This window comes from Streptomyces sp. NPDC005485 (assembly GCF_040606085.1).
In the GTDB taxonomy this organism is placed as follows: Bacteria; Actinomycetota; Actinomycetes; order Streptomycetales; family Streptomycetaceae; genus Streptomyces.
In genome coordinates this window covers 42,890-59,402 of the sequence record NZ_JBEXDZ010000044.1, presented here as the reverse complement: position 1 = coordinate 59,402, position 16,513 = coordinate 42,890, and the positions used below count along the sequence as shown (strand labels likewise).

15 protein-coding genes are annotated in these 16,513 nt (G+C 72.2%); 10 read left to right on the top strand and 5 right to left on the bottom strand.

The window, feature by feature from the left end; all coding sequences use genetic code 11:
* Positions 1-1,989 (top strand): 4-alpha-glucanotransferase (gene malQ / locus ABZS97_RS17375; protein WP_356138586.1); only part of this gene is annotated, 1,989 nt, incomplete at its 5' end.
* Positions 1,990-2,080: 91 nt separating this feature from the next.
* Entirely contained in the window at positions 2,081-2,332 is a 252-nt protein-coding gene (locus ABZS97_RS17370; RefSeq protein WP_356138584.1) for a hypothetical protein, read from the top strand.
* A 173-nt stretch (positions 2,333-2,505) separates the two neighbouring features.
* Here ABZS97_RS17370 and ABZS97_RS17365 read toward each other — a convergent pair whose 3' ends face one another.
* Positions 2,506-3,102, bottom strand: coding sequence for a TetR family transcriptional regulator (locus tag ABZS97_RS17365; RefSeq protein WP_356138581.1), 597 nt, complete (start codon positions 3,100-3,102; stop codon positions 2,506-2,508).
* Positions 3,103-3,215: 113 nt separating this feature from the next.
* Between ABZS97_RS17365 and ABZS97_RS17360 the strand changes: the two genes are divergently transcribed.
* Complete coding sequence (locus ABZS97_RS17360) at positions 3,216-4,730, top strand: FAD-dependent monooxygenase (RefSeq protein ID WP_356138579.1); 1,515 nt, start codon at positions 3,216-3,218, stop codon at positions 4,728-4,730.
* 46 nt (positions 4,731-4,776) lie between these two features.
* On the opposite strand, the gene ABZS97_RS17355 is transcribed toward ABZS97_RS17360, so the two are convergent.
* On the bottom strand, positions 4,777-5,271 hold the full coding sequence (locus ABZS97_RS17355) for a MarR family transcriptional regulator (RefSeq protein WP_356138577.1): 495 nt from the start codon (positions 5,269-5,271) through the stop codon (positions 4,777-4,779).
* Between the two features lie 146 nt (positions 5,272-5,417).
* Here ABZS97_RS17355 and ABZS97_RS17350 point away from each other — a divergent pair, with 146 nt between their 5' ends.
* From ABZS97_RS17350 to ABZS97_RS17330, 5 genes are all read left to right on the top strand, one after another.
* Positions 5,418-6,386: an EamA family transporter gene (locus ABZS97_RS17350; protein WP_356138575.1), complete on the top strand. Its 969-nt coding sequence runs from the start codon at positions 5,418-5,420 to the stop codon at positions 6,384-6,386.
* A 274-nt stretch (positions 6,387-6,660) separates the two neighbouring features.
* The gene (locus tag ABZS97_RS17345; protein WP_356138573.1) at positions 6,661-7,530 is read left to right on the top strand and encodes a DMT family transporter; all 870 of its coding nucleotides are present in this window, start codon (positions 6,661-6,663) and stop codon (positions 7,528-7,530) included.
* 53 nt (positions 7,531-7,583) lie between these two features.
* The gene (locus ABZS97_RS17340; RefSeq protein WP_356138572.1) at positions 7,584-8,507 is read left to right on the top strand and encodes a LysR substrate-binding domain-containing protein; all 924 of its coding nucleotides are present in this window, start codon (positions 7,584-7,586) and stop codon (positions 8,505-8,507) included.
* Between the two features lie 71 nt (positions 8,508-8,578).
* On the top strand, positions 8,579-9,904 hold the full coding sequence (locus ABZS97_RS17335) for a sigma-70 family RNA polymerase sigma factor (RefSeq protein ID WP_356138590.1): 1,326 nt from the start codon (positions 8,579-8,581) through the stop codon (positions 9,902-9,904).
* Positions 9,905-10,002: 98 nt separating this feature from the next.
* Positions 10,003-10,761, top strand: a complete 759-nt coding sequence (locus tag ABZS97_RS17330) for an SDR family oxidoreductase (RefSeq protein ID WP_356138570.1) — start codon at positions 10,003-10,005, stop codon at positions 10,759-10,761.
* A gap of 57 nt (positions 10,762-10,818) precedes the next feature.
* Here ABZS97_RS17330 and pepN read toward each other — a convergent pair whose 3' ends face one another.
* Positions 10,819-13,389 (bottom strand): aminopeptidase N, encoded by a 2,571-nt coding sequence (gene pepN / locus ABZS97_RS17325; RefSeq protein ID WP_356138568.1) that lies wholly within the window; start codon positions 13,387-13,389, stop codon positions 10,819-10,821.
* 84 nt (positions 13,390-13,473) lie between these two features.
* Complete coding sequence (locus tag ABZS97_RS17320; RefSeq protein WP_356138566.1) at positions 13,474-13,992, bottom strand: PadR family transcriptional regulator; 519 nt, start codon at positions 13,990-13,992, stop codon at positions 13,474-13,476.
* A 114-nt stretch (positions 13,993-14,106) separates the two neighbouring features.
* Between ABZS97_RS17320 and ABZS97_RS17315 the strand changes: the two genes are divergently transcribed.
* Positions 14,107-14,658, top strand: coding sequence for a hypothetical protein (locus ABZS97_RS17315; RefSeq protein ID WP_356138564.1), 552 nt, complete (start codon positions 14,107-14,109; stop codon positions 14,656-14,658).
* Between the two features lie 76 nt (positions 14,659-14,734).
* Positions 14,735-15,259 (top strand): DUF1203 domain-containing protein, encoded by a 525-nt coding sequence (locus tag ABZS97_RS17310; protein ID WP_356138562.1) that lies wholly within the window; start codon positions 14,735-14,737, stop codon positions 15,257-15,259.
* 159 nt (positions 15,260-15,418) lie between these two features.
* Here ABZS97_RS17310 and ABZS97_RS17305 read toward each other — a convergent pair whose 3' ends face one another.
* Positions 15,419-16,435 carry an aspartate-semialdehyde dehydrogenase gene (locus ABZS97_RS17305; RefSeq protein WP_356138560.1) on the bottom strand — a complete coding sequence of 339 codons (1,017 nt, stop codon included), beginning with the start codon at positions 16,433-16,435 and terminating at the stop codon, positions 15,419-15,421.
* Between the last annotated feature and the right edge of the window lie 78 nt (positions 16,436-16,513).

Below are 16,513 nucleotides of genomic sequence, written 5' to 3'. Positions count from 1 at the left end.
GCTCGCGAGGCACAGGTCCGCGACCGGCTGCTGCCGCCGACCGTGGTCTGCTGGAGCGGCGCCGCATCCCCGGCCGAGGACCACTCCGAAGACCCCGCGGGCCCCGCCCCCGCGGCCCGCGCCGGACGCCGGGGCACCCCGCTGCCGAAGGCCCTCGCCGACCTGCCGCCCGGCACCCGGCTGCGCATCGAGACCGAGCAGGGCGAGACGCGCGCCTCGGCCGAGCAACTTCCGCTCGGCGTCCACGCGTTGCGGGCCACCGCGCCCGACGGCCGCACCGCCGACGTCCACCTCGTCGTCGCCCCCGCCCGGCTGCCCACACCCGCCGGACGCACCTACGGACTCCTCGTCCAGCTCTACTCCCTGCTCTCTCAGCGCTCCTGGGGGATGGGCGACCTCGGCGACCTCGCCGAGCTGACCGCCTGGGCGGGCCGCGCGCTGGGCGCCGGATTCGTGCAGGTCAACCCGTTGCACGCGGCCGTACCCGGCGCCCCCACCGACCCCTCCCCCTACCGGCCCTCCTCCCGCCGCTTCCCCGACCCCGTGCACCTGCGCGTCGAGGACATCCCCGAGTTCGCGTACGCCGACGAGCGCGACCGGCTGCGTACGCTGCTGGAACGCGCCGCCGGACTGCGCGAGTCCGTCCTGCGCAAAGGGGCGTTGATCGACCGCGACGCCGTCTGGGAGCTCAAGCGCGAAGCACTGGAACTGGTGCGCGCAGTGCCCCTCGGCCCCGGACGCCTCGCCGCCTACGCGGACTTCCTCGCCGAGGAAGGACAGGCGCTGGAGGACCACGCCACCTGGTACGCGCTCGCCGAGGTCCACGGCTCCGACTGGCAGCAGTGGCCCGCCGCGCTGCGCGACCCCCGCTCGCCCGAAACCGCCCGCGCCCGCTCGGAGTTGATGGACCGCGTCGACTTCCACAGCCGCCTCGCCTGGCTCACGGACGCCCAACTCGCCGCCGCCCAGCGCTCCGCGCGCGACGCGGGCATGCCGGTGGGGCTCGTGCACGACCTCGCCGTCGGCGTCCATCCCGGCGGAGCCGACGCCTGGGCGCAGCAGGAGTACTTCGCCGCCGGAATGTCGGTCGGCGCACCCCCGGACGCCTTCAACTCGCGCGGCCAGGACTGGGGCCTGCCCCCCTGGCGCCCCGACCGCCTGGCCGACTCCGGCTACGCCCCGTACCGCCGTCTGCTGTGCGCCCTCTTCCGGTACGCGGGCGCCCTGCGCATCGACCACGTCATGGGCCTGTTCCGGCTCTGGTGGATCCCGCAGGGCGAGCAGCCGACGCAGGGCACGTACGTCCGCCACGACGCCGAGGCCATGCTCGCGATCCTCGCGCTGGAGGCCGCCCGCGCCGGGGCCCTGGTGATCGGCGAGGACCTCGGCACCGTGGAACCGGGAGTGCGCGAGACCCTGCACGAGCACGGAGTGCTCGGCACGTCCGTGCTCTGGTTCGAGCGCGACTGGGAGGGCGACGGGCTGCCGCTGCCGCCCGAACGCTGGCGCGCCGACTGCCTCGCCACCGCCACCACCCACGACCTGCCCTCCACCGCCTCCCGGCTGACCGGCGACCACGTCGAACTCCGCGCCGCCCTGGGCCTGTTGACGGGCACCCTGGACGAGGAGCGGGCCGCGGCGTCCGCGGAGGCGGGGGAGTGGCTGGCGCTGCTCACCCGGCTCGGGCTGCTGCCGGGCGCGAGCGGCGGGGTGTGCGCCGAGACCGAGGAGGCGGAGATCCAGGCCGTGCACCGGTTCCTGCTGCGCACCCCGGCCCGCATGATCGGCGTCTGGCTGCCGGACACGGTCGGCGACCGGCGTCCCCAGAACCTGCCCGGCACCTGGGACCAGTACCCGAACTGGCGGCTGCCGGTCGCGGATGCCGAGGGGCGCCCGGTGACCCTGGAGGAACTGGCCGCCTCGCCCCGCCTGCACGCCCTCCTGGACGTGCTGCGGACCCGCCCCGGGGCCGGCCGCGAGCACCTCTGAGGCCCCCGGGTTCCCGCGTGCGGCCTCCCGGGGTCCTTCATACGGCCACCCCGGGCGCGCGGCTCGTTCGGGCGTTCGCTACGTTGGCACCGTGGACAAGAAGAACGCCCTGCGCGCCGGCGCCCTGGCTGCCGGTACGACGCTGATGATGCTGCTCATGTCGTCCCCCGCGCTCGCGCTGACCCGCGACGACGGCGACGACCCCGGCAATGGCCTGAGCGTGATCGAAACGCTCGGCCTCTACGTCGCGGCGCCGCTCGCGCTGTTCCTGGTCATCGCGGGCCTGGTCATGGTCCTCGACAAGTCGAAGGACCGGCAGCCGAAGGTCAAGGCAAAGGCCTGACCTCGGCGTTCCCGCTCGGGCCCGCTCTTTCGGGCCGGCACTCCCGGCCTGCTCCGGCAGGGCCCGTAGCAGCCGCCGAACTTTTCCCGAGGGCGCCGTCCTCGCCTCCCGTACGCGCATTCGCCGTACGGGGGTGAGGACGGCGCCCTCGCTGTGTGCGCGGGCCGTGGCCATCAGGGGTTCGGCGCCGTGAGATACCGCTGCACCGTCGGCGCCAGCCACGCCACGACCTCCTCGCGGTGCAGCGCGCCGGCCGACTCGAACCGCAGGACGTAGCGGGTGAGTGCCATCCCGAGCATCTGCGACGCGACGAGCGCGGCCCGCACCGGCGCCTGCTCGGGGTCGGGGCAGCAGCGCAGGGCGACCGGCAGGATCTGGTCCCGGAAGACGCCCTGCATGCGCTGCGCGCCGGCCGGGTGGGTGACGCCGACCCGGAGCAGCACCGTGAGCACGTCGTTCTCCTCCCAGAGGTCGAGGAAGTGGCCCACCAGCACGCGGCCCACCTCGCTCGGGTCCAGCCCGTCCGGCTGCGGCATCCGCAGATCGGCGTCGAGGACCGTGGCGAACAACCCCTCCTTCGAGCCGTAGTACCGCATCACCATCGACGGATCGATCCCCGCGTCCTTGGCGATCGCACGGATGGTGGCGCGCTCGTATCCCTCCGCCGCGAAACGCTCGCGGGCGGCCGTGAGGATGGCGTTGCGGGTGGCGTCGGAGCGGCGCGGGGACCGCGATCCGGACTCTGTGCCTCTGCTGTCACTGCCGTTCATGCCAACAACCGTAGGCCAACACCTGTTGACAGTCCAGAGCGGCGGCTCTACGTTGGTCAACGAGCGTTGGTCAACAGATGTTGGCAAACGGACGTTGGCATTCGGAGGTCCTCATGAACGGCACCGGGAACGACAGCAGCACGAACCTCGCCACCGGCACGGGCCCGAACTCCGGCTCCGGCTCCGGCTCCGCCGCCGTCATCGTCGTGGGTTCCGGCCCCACCGGCCTGCTGCTGGCCGCCGACCTCGCCACCGCCGGCGTCCCGGTCACCCTCGTCGAGAAGCGCCCGCACAAGATCAGCAACCTCTCCCGTGCCTTCGTCCTGCACGCCCGCACCCTGGAGCAGCTCGACGCCCGGGGTCTCGCCGACGAGCTGGAGGAGCAGGGCGAGGCCCTCGACCGCATCCGGCTCTTCGGCCGGCTCACCGTCGCGCTCGACACCCTGCCCTCCCGCTTCAACCACCTGCTCGTCATCCCGCAGTACGAGGTGGAGAAGGCGCTGCAGCGGCGCGCTGAGGAGGCCGGGGTGCGGTTCGTGTACGAGACCGAGGTGACCGGGCTGCGTCAGGACGCGGACGGGGTGACGCTCGAAGTCCGGGGCGCGGACGGGGAGGCGGAGCAGTTGCGGGCCGCGTACGTCGTCGGTACGGACGGGATGCGCAGCGCGGTGCGCGAGGCGATCGGGCAGCCGTTCCCCGGCAAGTCGGTGATCCGTTCCGTCGTCCTCGCGGACGTGCTGCTCGACGAGCGGCCCGAGACCCTGCTGACCGTCGCCACCGTCGGCGACACCTTCGCCTTCATCGCCCCCTTCGGCGACGGCTACTACCGCGTGATCGGCTGGGACCGCCGGCACAACGTCCCCGACAGCGAGCCGCTCGAACTCGACGAGGTCAAGGACATCGCCCGGCGCGCCCTCGGCCACGACTACGGCATGCGCGAGGCCCGTTGGATGTCCCGCTTCCACAGCGACGAGCGCCAGGTGCCCGAGTACCGCGTCGGCCGGGTCTTCCTCGCCGGGGACGCCGCGCATGTGCACACCCCGGCCGGCGGGCAGGGCATGAACACCGGTCTCCAGGACGCGGCGAACCTCGGCTGGAAGCTGGCGGCGGTCGTCAACGGACATGCGGACGCCGCCCTGTTGGACACCTACCAGGCCGAGCGCCACCCCGTCGGCGAGTCCGTCCTGCGCAGCAGCGGTGGCATGGTGCGGCTCGCGATGGCCAAGCGCCCCTGGACGCTGGCCCTGCGCGGCGTGCTCACCACCGTCCTCGACCACGTCGGCCCCGCCCGCCGCAAGGTGACCGGGCAGCTCACCGGCATCGGATACGCCTACCCGGCGCCGCGCGGCTCCCACAAGCTCGTCGGCACCCGCGTCCCGGACGTCGCCCTGAGCAGCGGCCGCCTCTACGAGGCCCTGCGCGGCGGCAGGTTCGTCCTCGTCACCCCGCGGCCGGACGACGCCGAGGGCGCGGCCGGGCAGCGCAAGGGCCGCCTCACCGTGGAGGGCTGGGCGAGCGACCGGCGTACGACGGTGCTGGTGCGCCCCGACGGATACGTGGCCTGGGCGGCGGAGTCCCCGGAGCCGGCGGAGCTGGAGGCGGCCCTGACCGCGGCGGTGGGCCGCTAGCCCGGCTTTCCGCCGGGGCCCGCCTCGCCGGGCTACTCCTCGGACCCTAGTCCGCCTCTCCCAGCAACTCCCGCAACAGGTCGGCCAGTTGGCCGGCCTGTTCGTCGTCGAGCCGGGAGAGGGCCGCCGTCTGTGCGGCGAGCCCCGCGCCGACGGCCTCGTCGATCAGACGGAAGCCCTCGTCCGTCAGCGTGACCTGGAGCCCGCGCCGGTCGTGCGGGTCGGGGGAGCGCCGCAGCAGCCCCGCACGCTCCAGTTTGTCCAGGCGTCCTGTCATGCCGCCGGTGGTGAGCATCAAAGTCGCCGAGAGCTGCCGGGGCGAGAGCGTGTACGGGGCGTCCGAGCGGCGCAGCGTCGCCAGGACGTCGAACTCCCCGCGCGAGATCCCGAACCGGGCGTACGCCTTCTCCATCCGGTCGCTCATCGCCCGGGAGAGCCGGAAGATCCGCCCGAAGACCTCCATCGCGGCGGTGTCGAGGTCCGGCCGTACGGCGGCCCACTGCTCGATGATCGCGTCGACGGCGTCCTTCGAAGTCTCCATGAAGGCGAGTATCCGCCGCCGGTCGGTCGTTCGCAAGAAAGTAGCTTGACGGAAAGTAGCTTGCGAGTAAGCTACTTTCCATCGACCTACTTGAGGGTCGGGGCGCAAGGCCTCAACCCCTCGTCCGCCGGGAAAGCGAGTTCGCCATGAAGCGGTCCGCGACCGTCCTGCTCACCGCTCTCGCCCCCATGTCCTGGGGCACCACCTACGCGGTCACCACCGAGTTCCTCCCGGCGGACCGCCCCCTGTTCACCGCGGCGATGCGCGCCCTGCCCGCCGGGCTGGTCCTGCTCGCACTGGCCCGCGTCCTGCCGCGCGGCGTCTGGTGGGGGAAGGCGGCGGTGCTGGGCGCGCTGAACATCGGCGCCTTCTTCCCGCTCCTCTTCCTCTCCGCGTACCGGCTGCCCGGCGGCATGGCGGCGGTCTTCGGCTCGGTCGGGCCGCTGTTCGTGGCGGGCCTCGCCACGGTCCTGCTCGGCGACCGGCCGACCCTGCGCACCGTCCTCACCGGCATCGCGGCGGCCCTCGGCGTCAGCCTCGTCGTCCTGAAGGCGGCCGGTGCGCTCGACCTCGTCGGTGTCCTGGCCGCGCTCGCCTCGACCGCGTCGATGTCCACCGGCACGGTGCTGACCAAGCGGTGGGGCCGCCCGGACGGAGTCGGCCCACTGGCGCTCACCGCCTGGCAGCTGACGGCCGGCGGACTGCTGATAGCCCCGCTCGCCCTTCTCGTCGAGGGCGCGCCGCCCGCGCTGGACGGCCGCGCGGTCTCCGGGTACGCCTACCTCGCCCTGGCCAACACGGCGGTCGCGTACTGGCTCTGGTTCCGCGGCATCGGCCGCCTCACCGCCACCCAGGTCACCTTCCTCGGCCCGCTCTCCCCGCTGACCGCGGCCGTCATCGGCTGGGCGGCGCTGGACCAGGCGCTCACCCCGGTCCAGCTGGCGGGCATGGCGCTGGCGTTCGGGGCGACGGTCTTCGGGCAGCTCAAGCCGCGAGGCAAGGCGCACACCGCGCCGCGTACGACCCCCGCGAGCGGCCCGGCACGTTTCAGTTCAACTGAACAGAATGGTCGAAAAGATTCGATGGACGTGACAGTTCCCGCCCTGCGACGGTAGTTCAAAGCGATCACCGAACGAAGGGGTACCTGTGGCAGTCCTGGACCGGGCACATCCGCACCGCGCGAGGCGCGGAAGCGAGCCGGCGGCTAGGGGGTGTTGTGAAAGTCCCGCACAGCACCCACGGCGCCCGGCACGCACCCTCGCCGCACCGGCCAAAGACCCAAGTACGTCCAGTACGAGGGCCATCGTCCGGCACGCCGAGGGCACGCACCGAACACCGCGGGCACCGCACAGGACCTTCAAAGCACCCCCTAGGGCGAGGAAGGGGTCCGTGGGCCTCGGCCTCGCCCTCGCCGCCGTCGCCACCCTCGTCTGGTCCGGCAGTTTCGTCGCCTCGCGCGCTCTGCACGACAGCGTGCCGCCGGTCCAACAGGCGTTCTGGCGCTGGCTGATCGCACTCGCGGCGATCGCCCCGTTCACGGCCCGGGAGGCCTGGCGGCAGCGGACCCTGCTGCGCCGCAACCTTCCCCACCTCCTCCTCGCCGCCCTCCTCGGCGTCACCGTCTACAACACCCTGGTCAACCAGGCGGGCGTCTCCACCTCCGCCGGCAACATGGGCATGATCATGGCCGCGTCGCCCGTTCTGATGGCGGCCTACGAACGGGTCGGCGGCGTACGGCTCGGAGCGCGCCGGGTCACCGGGATGCTGATCGCCTGCGCGGGCGTCCTGCTCCTGGTCGGCGGGGGCACATCGGCGAAGGCCCTCTCGGCGGGCGACCTGTGGATGATCGCGGCGGCCCTGTGCTTCGCGTCGTACAGCGCCCTGCTGCGCCGGAGGCCTGCCGAGCTCACCGGCCCCGCCTTCCTGTTCGCGACCTTCGCGCTCGGCACGGCGATGCTGCTCCCGGCGTACGCGCTGAGCGTCGGCGTCCAGGGGACCTTCACCCCCACGACCGCCACCGTCGGCCCCCTCGTCTATGTCGGCGTCCTCTCCTCCGCGGTCGCCTTCTTCGCCTGGAACAAGGCGATCTCGCTGATCGGCGCGGCCCGCGCCGGAGCCGTCTACTACCTTCAGCCGGTGTGCGTGGCGGCCCTGTCGTACGCGCTCCTGGGCGAGTCGGTGAGCGGCACACAGCTGATCTGCATGGCCCTCATCCTCGGCGGAGTCGTCCTCGGCACCGCCGCCCGCACGGCACGCTGACCCCGCCCCGGTCGCCGGCCGGACGCCCGGAACCCGCGGGATAGGTTGCCGCCATGGCCGAGTACGACAAGTGGGACATCAAGAAGCTGCAGATCCTGCGCACTCTGCGGGAGCGGGGCACCGTCACCGCGACCGCGCGGGCACTGCTGCTGACCCCCTCGGCCGTCTCGCAGCAGCTGACCAATCTCGCGAAACAGCTCGGGGTGCCCCTGCTGGAGGCACAGGGGCGGCGGGTACGGCTCACGGACGCGGCGGAGCTCGTGCTGCGGCACGCGGAAGCCGTGTTCGAGCAACTGGAGCGCGCCGACGCCGACCTGACCGCCTACGTCCAGGGCGAGGCCGGGGAGGTGCGGGTCGGCGCCTTCTCGACGGCCGTGCCCGCACTCGTCGTCCCGGCCGTCCGGGCGCTGCGCACGGCGCACCCCGGGATCTCCGTGCAGGTACGGGAGTCCGAGGCGGCGGAGGCGTACGAACTGCTCGGCGCGGGCTCGGTCGACCTCGCGCTCTCGCTCGCCGCGCAGGCGCCCTCGGCGGCGGACGCCCGCTTCACGCGCGTACCCCTGCTGGCCGACCCCCTCGACCTCGCCCTGCCGCGCGGGCACGCCCTCGCCCGCGCCGACCACGTCCGGCTCGCCGACTTCGCCGCCGAGCCGTGGATCTTCGGCGGCAGCGGCCCCTGGTCGGACATCACCCGGGCCGCGTGCGAGGCCGCCGGTTTCACCCCGCACCAGGGGCACTCGGCAGCCGGCTGGACCGCGATTCTCGCCATGGTCGAGGCGGGGATGGGCGTCGCTCTCGTACCGCGGATGGCCTGCGTACGACGGGACGGGCGGGACGGGGTCCTGATGCGGGAGCTGGACCGGGACCGGCCCCACCGGCACGTGGTCGCCGCGGTACGCCGGGGCGCCGAGGACGCGCCCGCGGTGGGCCGGGTGCTCGACGCGCTGCGGGCGGTGGCGCGGGAGTTGGGACGGTAGCCGTGTGCCGGAGGTAACGTCACGGCGTTCGCGTGTGACGAATTCCCCGGAGGTGTTCGGTGGCCGAGGACGTGGCCGATGACGTGTGCCGGGTGTGCGGCAAGCCCCTGCCCGCGCGGGTCGGGCGGGCGGGGCGGAGTTCCGTGTACTGCTCCGCAGCCTGCCGGCAGAAGGCGTACCGGGAGCGGCAGGCGCCCGAGGAGCCCGCGAGCGTGCGGGGGCTCATCGAGGACATCGGGCGGCAGGTGCAGCAGCTCGTGCCGACGCCGCCCTCCGTCCTGTACGCCGGAGCGGCGGACCTGGCGTCGTCCGTCGGACGGCTGCGCCGCGTCGCCCGCGTCGCGCGGGACACCGCGAGGCAGACGGAGCCGGCACGCGATTCCGTCACACCCGAGCCCGTTACGCAATCCCCCCTCGGTGACAGCGAGGGCGACTTCGCCGCACTCGTCGAGTCCTACCGGCGCGAACTGCGCGTCCACTGCTACCGCATCACCGGCTCCTACGACGACTCCGAGGACCTCGTACAGGAGACCTGTCTGCGGGCCTGGCGGGCGCGGGACACCTTCGAGGGGCGGGCCGGCGCCCGCACCTGGCTGTACCGCATCGCCACCAACGCCTGCCTCGACTTCCAGCGCCGCACCGCCCGCCGCCCGCAGCGCTACGAACCCGTGCCCGGCATGAACCACGGCACCGGCGAGGCACCCGCCCGGGTCACCTGGCTGCAGCCCTACCCCGACGACGAGCTGCCCACGGCCGAGGAGGACCGGCCGGACGTCGCCGCCGTCTCCCGCGAGACCCTGGAGCTCGTCTTCCTGGCCGCCCTCCAGCATCTGCCGCCCCGCCAGCGGGCGGTGCTGATCCTGCGTGACGTGCTCGGCCTGAGCGCCGCCGAGACCGCCGAGGCCCTCGAGCTGACCGTGGCCTCGGCCAACAGCGCCCTGCAACGGGCCCGGCCCACCCTGCGCGACCACCTGCCCCGGGAGCGCGCCGACTGGAGCGCCGGCGAGCCGACGGAGGCCCAACGCGCCGTCCTGCAGCGGTACATGGCCGCCGCCGAACAGCTCGACTTCGCGGCGATGACCGACCTGCTCAGCAAGGACGTCACGCTCACCATGCCGCCGAACCCGTTCTGGTTCACGGGCCGCGACGCCCTCGCCGAGTTCCTGCGCCCGACCCTCGACCCGGCGTCCCCCATGTTCTTCGGCCACTGGCGCCACCTGCCCGCCCGCGCCAACGGGCAGCTCGCGGCCGGGGGTTACGTGCGCAGGCCCGGCACGAACGTCTACCGCGCCCAGGTCCTCGACGTCCTGCGCTTCGGCGAGGACGACCGGGTCGTCGAGATCACCTCGTTCGAACCGCACCTCTTCCCCGCGTTCGGACTGCCCCTGCGGCTGTGACCGCATGACCGATGAGCGGCCGGGGTCCCGTGCGTCTGTATGACCGACCGACACGGACACCTCCGGAACACTCCGGAACACCTTCGAAGGAGATCATCATGCTGCTCACCGACAGGACCGCGATCGTGTACGGCGCCGGCGGCTCCATCGGCGGCGCGGTCGCCCGTGCCTTCGCCGAGCAGGGCGCGCGGGTCCACCTGGTGGGGCGCACCCGTCGGACGCTGGAGGCGGTGGCCGGCGGCCTCAAGGACGCCGAGGTGGCCGTCGTCGACGCGCTCGACGAGACGGCAGTGGAGGAGCACCTCGCGGGCGTCGGCGACGTCGACATCTCGTTCAACCTCGTCACCCGCGGCGACGTGCAGGGCGCCCCGCTCGTCGACATGCCCGTGGACGACTTCCTGCGGCCGGTGATCAACGGCGCCCGCGCGAACTTCATCACCGCACGCGCGGCCGGCCGCCGGATGGCCGAGCGCGGCCGCGGAGTGATCCTCACCCTCAACAGCGGCTCCGCGCACGGCAGTCCGATGATGGGCGGCACAGGGCCCGCCGACGCCGCCGTCGACACGCTCGTACGCAACCTGGCGGTGGAGCTGGGACCGCGCGGGGTGCGGGCCGTGGGTCTGTGGGCGGCCGGGGTGCCCGAGACGTTCACCGTCGAGAAGCTCGCCGCGGTCAATCCGGCGATCGACGAGGCGGCTGTCCAGGGCATCATCGACCAGCTCGCCGGGATGCGCGCGACCCGCCGCAACCCCACCCTCGCCGAGGTCGCCGCCACCGCCGTCTTCCTCGCCTCCGACCACGCGGCAGGCATCACCGGCACCTTCGTCAACGTGACCGGCGGGATGGTCCTGCGCTGAGAGCACGCAAAGGGGCGCCCGGCATGATGCCGGGCGCCCCCATGGCCGTAGGGACGACTACGCGGCCGCGTCCGCCGCCTGTGCCTTCAGTGCCCGCTCCACGCCCGAGCGGGACTCCGAGATCAGCCGGCGCAGCGCCGCGCTGGGCTCGGCCGAGGCCAGCCACGCGTCGGTCTTCGCGAGGGTGTCCGCGGAGACCTGGACGGCCGGGTAGAGGCCGATGGCGATCTGCTGGGCGATCTCGTGCGAGCGGGAGTCCCAGATGTCCTTGACGACCTCGAAGAACTTGTCCGTGTACGGGGCGAGCAGCTCGCGCTGGCCGGTCTGGACGAAGCCGCCGATCACCGCCTCCTGCAGGGCGTTCGGCAGCTTGTCGGACTCGACGACCGAGGCCCACGCCTCCGCCTTCGCCTCCTCCGTCGGCCGGGCGGCCCGCGCGGTCGCCGCGTGGCGCTCACCGGCCGCCGTCCTGTCGCGCTCGTACTCGGCGGCGATCTCCGCCTCGTCGAAGCGTCCGACCGCGGCGAGCCGCTGCACGAACGCCCAGCGCAGCTCGGTGTCCACGGCCAGGCCCTCGATGGTCTCCCGGCCCTCCAGCAGGCTCTCCAGGAGGTCCAGCTGCTCCGGCGTACGGGCCGTGGCGGCGAAGGCGCGTGCCCAGGCCAGCTGGTGGTCCGAGGCCGGGGCGGCCGAGTGCAGGTGGGCCAGCGTGGCGTCCGTCCAGCGGTTCAGCAGCGCCTCGCGCGCGGTCGGGTCGGCGTACAGCTCGATCGCCAGCTTCACCTGGCGGTGCAGCGACTGCACCACACCGATGTCGGACTCCTTGCCGATGCCGGACAGGACGAGCGAGAGGTAGTCGCGGGTCGCGAGTTCCGCGTCGCGCGTCATGTCCCACGCCGACGCCCAGCACAGGGCGCGCGGCAGCGAGGACTCGAAGTCGCCGAGGTGCTCGGTGACGAACGCGAGGGAGTCCTCGTCGAGACGGACCTTCGCGTACGACAGGTCGTCGTCGTTGAGCAGGAACACGGCCGGGCGGCGCTTGCCGATCAGCTCCGGTACGGCCGTCAGCTCGCCGTCGACGTCCAGCTCGATGCGGTCGTCGCGGACCAGCTTGCCGCTGTCGTCGTCGAGGTCGTACAGGCCGACAGCGATGCGGTGCGGGCGCAGGGTCGGCTCGCCCTTCGCGCCGGTGGGCAGCGCGGGGGCCTCCTGGCGGATCGCGAAGGAGGTGATGACCCCGTTCGCGTCCGTCGTGACCTCCGGGCGCAGGATGTTGATGCCGGCCGTCTGCAGCCACTTCTGCGACCACGTCGTCAGGTCGCGACCGGAGGTCTCCTCCAGCGCGCCCAGCAGGTCGGACAGGCGCGTGTTGCCGAACGCGTGCGCCTTGAAGTACGCCTGCACGCCCCGGAAGAACTCGTCCATGCCGACGTAGGCGACGAGCTGCTTGAGCACGCTCGCGCCCTTGGCGTACGTGATGCCGTCGAAGTTGACGAGCACGTCGTCCAGGTCGCGGATCTCCGCCATGATCGGGTGCGTGGACGGCAGCTGGTCCTGCCGGTAGGCCCACGTCTTCATGGAGTTGGCGAAGGTGGTCCACGAGTGCGGCCAGCGCGAGTTCGGCGCGTACGCCTGACAGGCGATGGAGGTGTACGTGGCGAACGACTCGTTCAGCCAGAGGTCGTTCCACCACTCCATGGTCACCAGGTCGCCGAACCACATGTGGGCCAGCTCGTGCAGGATCGTCTCCGCACGCACCTCGTACGCGGCGTCCGTGACCTTCGAGCGGAAGACGTACTGGTCGCGGATGGTCACCGCGCCCGCGTTCTCCATCGCGCCCGCGTTGAACTCCGGCACGAACAGCTGGTCGTACTTGGCGAACGGGTACGCGTAGTCGAACTTCTCCTGGAACCACTCGAAGCCCTGCCGGGTGACCTCGAAGATCGCGTCCGAGTCCAGGAACTCGGCGAGCGAGGGCCGGCAGTAGATGCCGAGAGGCACGCTCTGGCCGTCCTTCTCGTACACGCTGTGCACCGAGTGGTACGGGCCGACGATCAGCGCCGTGATGTACGACGAGATCCGCGGCGTCGGCTCGAACGTCCAGACGTCGTCCTTGGGCTCCGGCGTCGGCGAGTTCGAGACCACCGTCCACCCCGTGGGCGCCTTGACGGTGAACTGGAAGGTGGCCTTCAGGTCGGGCTGCTCGAAGGACGCGAAGACGCGACGGGCGTCGGGCACCTCGAACTGCGTGTACAGATACGCCTGTTCGTCGACCGGGTCGACGAACCGGTGCAGCCCCTCGCCGGTGTTGGTGTACGCGGCGTCGGCCACGACACGCAGGACGTTGCGGCCCTCCAGCAGCCCCGGAAGAGCGATCCGCGAGTCCTTGAAGACCTCGGCGACCGGGAGCTGGTCGCCGTTCAGGGTCACCTCGTGGACGGTCGGGGCCACCAGGTCGATGAAGGACTCCGCGCCGGTCTCGGCGGAGTCGAAGCGCACCGTGGTCACGGACCTGTAGGTGCCGCCCTCCTGCGCGCCGGAGAGGTCGAGATCGATCTCGTACGAGTCAACGGTGAGCAGCTTCGCCCGCTGCTGTGCCTCTTCGCGGGTCAGGTTTGTGCCAGGCACCCTGTCATCTCCTCGTTATGTGACGGTTGCGCCATCCTTCCATGTCGGGGCAGCACGGAGCAGGGGGTTATGCCCCGGGCGCACTCAGCGGGTCTCCAGCTGCCCGGCGGCCCAGTCGGCCCACTCCTTCTGGGCGGCGCTGATCCGCAGCCCGTACTCCAAGGCGAGGCGCCCGTGCACCGAAATCGGGTCGTCGCCCCAGTCGATCGACGCCTCCAGCTCCCTGAGCCCCGTGTGCTGGCGCTCGGCGCGGGCGGCCTCGGTGGCCAGGTAGGCCTTGGCCTCCAGCGGGGTGAGCACACCGAGGAAGAAGACCCGCAGCAGGACGTCGCTGCGTCTGACCCGGGTGGGCTCGACGTCGGTGAGCCAGTGCCGCAGCTCGGTGAGGCCGGGCTCGGTGAGGGCGTACTCCTTGCGCCCGCGGGGGCCTTCCGAGGCCACCTCGATGAGCCCGGCGTCGGTGAGCTTGCCCAGCTCCCCGTACACCTGGCTCTGCGTCGCGGGCCAGGCGTTGGACAGCGAGGACTCGAACAGTTTCATCAGGTCGTAGCCGCTGGCCGGCTTTTCGGCGAGCAGCCCGAGAACCGCATGGCGAAGACTCATGGGCTCCACTTTACCTTCCACTCTTGACACGTCAATGTAGGACCTTCTAATTTTGACATGTCGAACTTGGAATGTGCAGCCGGGCCCGGCCCGACCTGATCTAGGAGCTCCCTCATGAACTACCTGCGCGGCTTCATCCCGTGGATCGCCTTCGCCGTCGTCTCGTCCGCCGGCTGGCAGTGGGGTGCGCTGACAGGGCTCGCGCTCGGTGCCTGGCTGCTCTTCAAGGACCACCAGGCGGGCGAGGCCGCCGGGGCGAAGATCCTGGAGATCAGCACCGTCGTCTACTTCGCGGCCCTGACCGCCTTTGCCTTCGCCCGCCCCGACAGTGGTCTGCAGGACTACAGCGGCACGCTCTCCTTCGGCTGGCTGGCGGTGACCGCCTGGGCCACGCTCGCCGTGGGGCGCCCCTTCACCACCGGCATAGCCCGCAAGCAGGCCCCGCGCGAGGTCTGGGACACCCCGCTCTTCCGCAGGATCAACGTGGTGATCACCGCCTTCTGGGCGGCCTCCTTCACGGTGACAGCCGCAGCGCTGGCCGCCGTGTACGCGGGCGACCTCGGCAGCGGAGTGTCCATCCCCGTCCAGGTGGCCGGCTTCGCGGTCGCCGCCTCCTTCACCGCCCGCTACCCGGAGCGCGCCCGGGCCGCCTCCGCCCAGGGCTGAGCAACGACCGGGCCCGGTCGAACGCGACGTCCGAATACCGCCGGAAATGCCGCCCCGCCGGAAGGAGTCTGGAGCGATGACCAACCACACCGCACTCCCGATCCCGCCGGCGGCTCTCAAGGAGCTTCGCGACACCGATGACGCGGGCCGCCCCTGCGCTCCGTACACGGCCACGGAGAGCGGCGGCCCGCTCCGCTGCTGCCTGCGACCCGCCCAGGCCGGCGACGAGATCGCCCTCGTCTCGTACGCCCCGCTGCGTCGCTGGGCGGCCGAGACCTGGGCCAAGCCGGGCGCGTACGACGAGCAGGGTCCGGTCTTCATCCATGCCGACCCGTGCGAGGGGCCCGACGCCGACCCCGACGACTACCCCTTCAGCCGCCCCGGCGCCCTGCGCACGCTGCGCCGCTACAACGCGGAGGGACACATAGTCGGCGGCCGCCTCCTGGAGATACCGGAGACGGCCGCCGACGGGTTCGACGCTGCCCTCGCGGAAGCCTTCGCCGACCCGGAGGTCGCCCTGGTGCACGTCAGGGCCGTCGAGTACGGCTGCTTCCAGTTCGAGGTGCGCAGGGGCGCGGAGCCCCGGGCGAACACCCCCTAGGGGGTGTTTGAAAGTCCCGCACAGCACCCACGGCGCCCGGCACGCACCCTCGCCGCACCGGCCGAAGCCCCAAGTACGTCCAGTACGAGGGCCTTCGTCCGGCACGCCGAGGGCACGCACTAACACCGCGGGCACCGCACAGGACTTTCAAAACACCCCTTAGCCCTTCAGCTCCTTGGCGACGAGCTCCGCGATCTGCACCGCGTTCAGCGCCGCGCCCTTGCGGAGGTTGTCGTCCGAGATGAAGAGGGCGAGACCGTTCTCGACGGTCTCGTCGCGGCGGATGCGCCCGACGAAGGACTCGTCGCGGCCGGCGGCCGTGAGCGGGGTCGGGACGTCCGTGACGACGACGCCCTCGGCCCCGGCGAGGATCTCGGTCGCGCGCTCAGGGCTCAGCGGACGCGCGAAGCGGGCGTTGACCTGCAGGGAGTGACCGGTGAACACGGGGACGCGGACACAGGTGCCCGAGACCTTGAGGGCCGGGATCTCCAGGATCTTGCGGGACTCGTTGCGGAGCTTCTGCTCCTCGTCGGTCTCGTTCAGCCCGTCGTCCACGATGGAGCCCGCCAGCGGAAGCACGTTGTACGCGATCGGCGCGACGTACTTGTTCGGCGCGGGGAACTCCGCCGCCGAACCGTCGTGCGTCAGCTTCGGCGCATCGTCGCCGACCTTCTTGATCTGCTCGAAGAGCTCCTCGACGCCCGCGAGGCCCGAGCCGGAGACGGCCTGGTAGGTGGCGACGACCAGCGCTTCGAGGCCCGCCTCCGCGTGCAACGGCTTCAGCACCGGCATCGCGGCCATCGTCGTGCAGTTCGGGTTCGCGATGATGCCCTTGGGGCGGTCGGCGATCGCGTGCGGGTTCACCTCGGACACCACCAGGGGCACGTCCGGGTCGCGGCGCCAGGCGGAGGAGTTGTCGATCACGACCGCGCCCTGCGAGGCGACCTTTTCGGCCAGCGCCTTCGACGTGGCGCCGCCCGCAGAGAACAGCACGATGTCCAGGCCCGAGAAGTCGGCCGTGGTGGCGTCCTCCACCGTCACACCGTCGAGGACCGTCCCCGCCGAGCGGGCCGAGGCGAACAGGCGCAGCTCGTCGACCGGGAACTTCCGCTCGACGAGGATGCTGCGCATGACCGTGCCGACCTGACCGGTGGCTCCGACGATTCCGACCTTCACGGCGACTCCCTATACCTGCGTTTTACCTGGCTCGGTTCTTCCATCATGCGTCTCACCCGGGCCCACCTGTCCAATCCT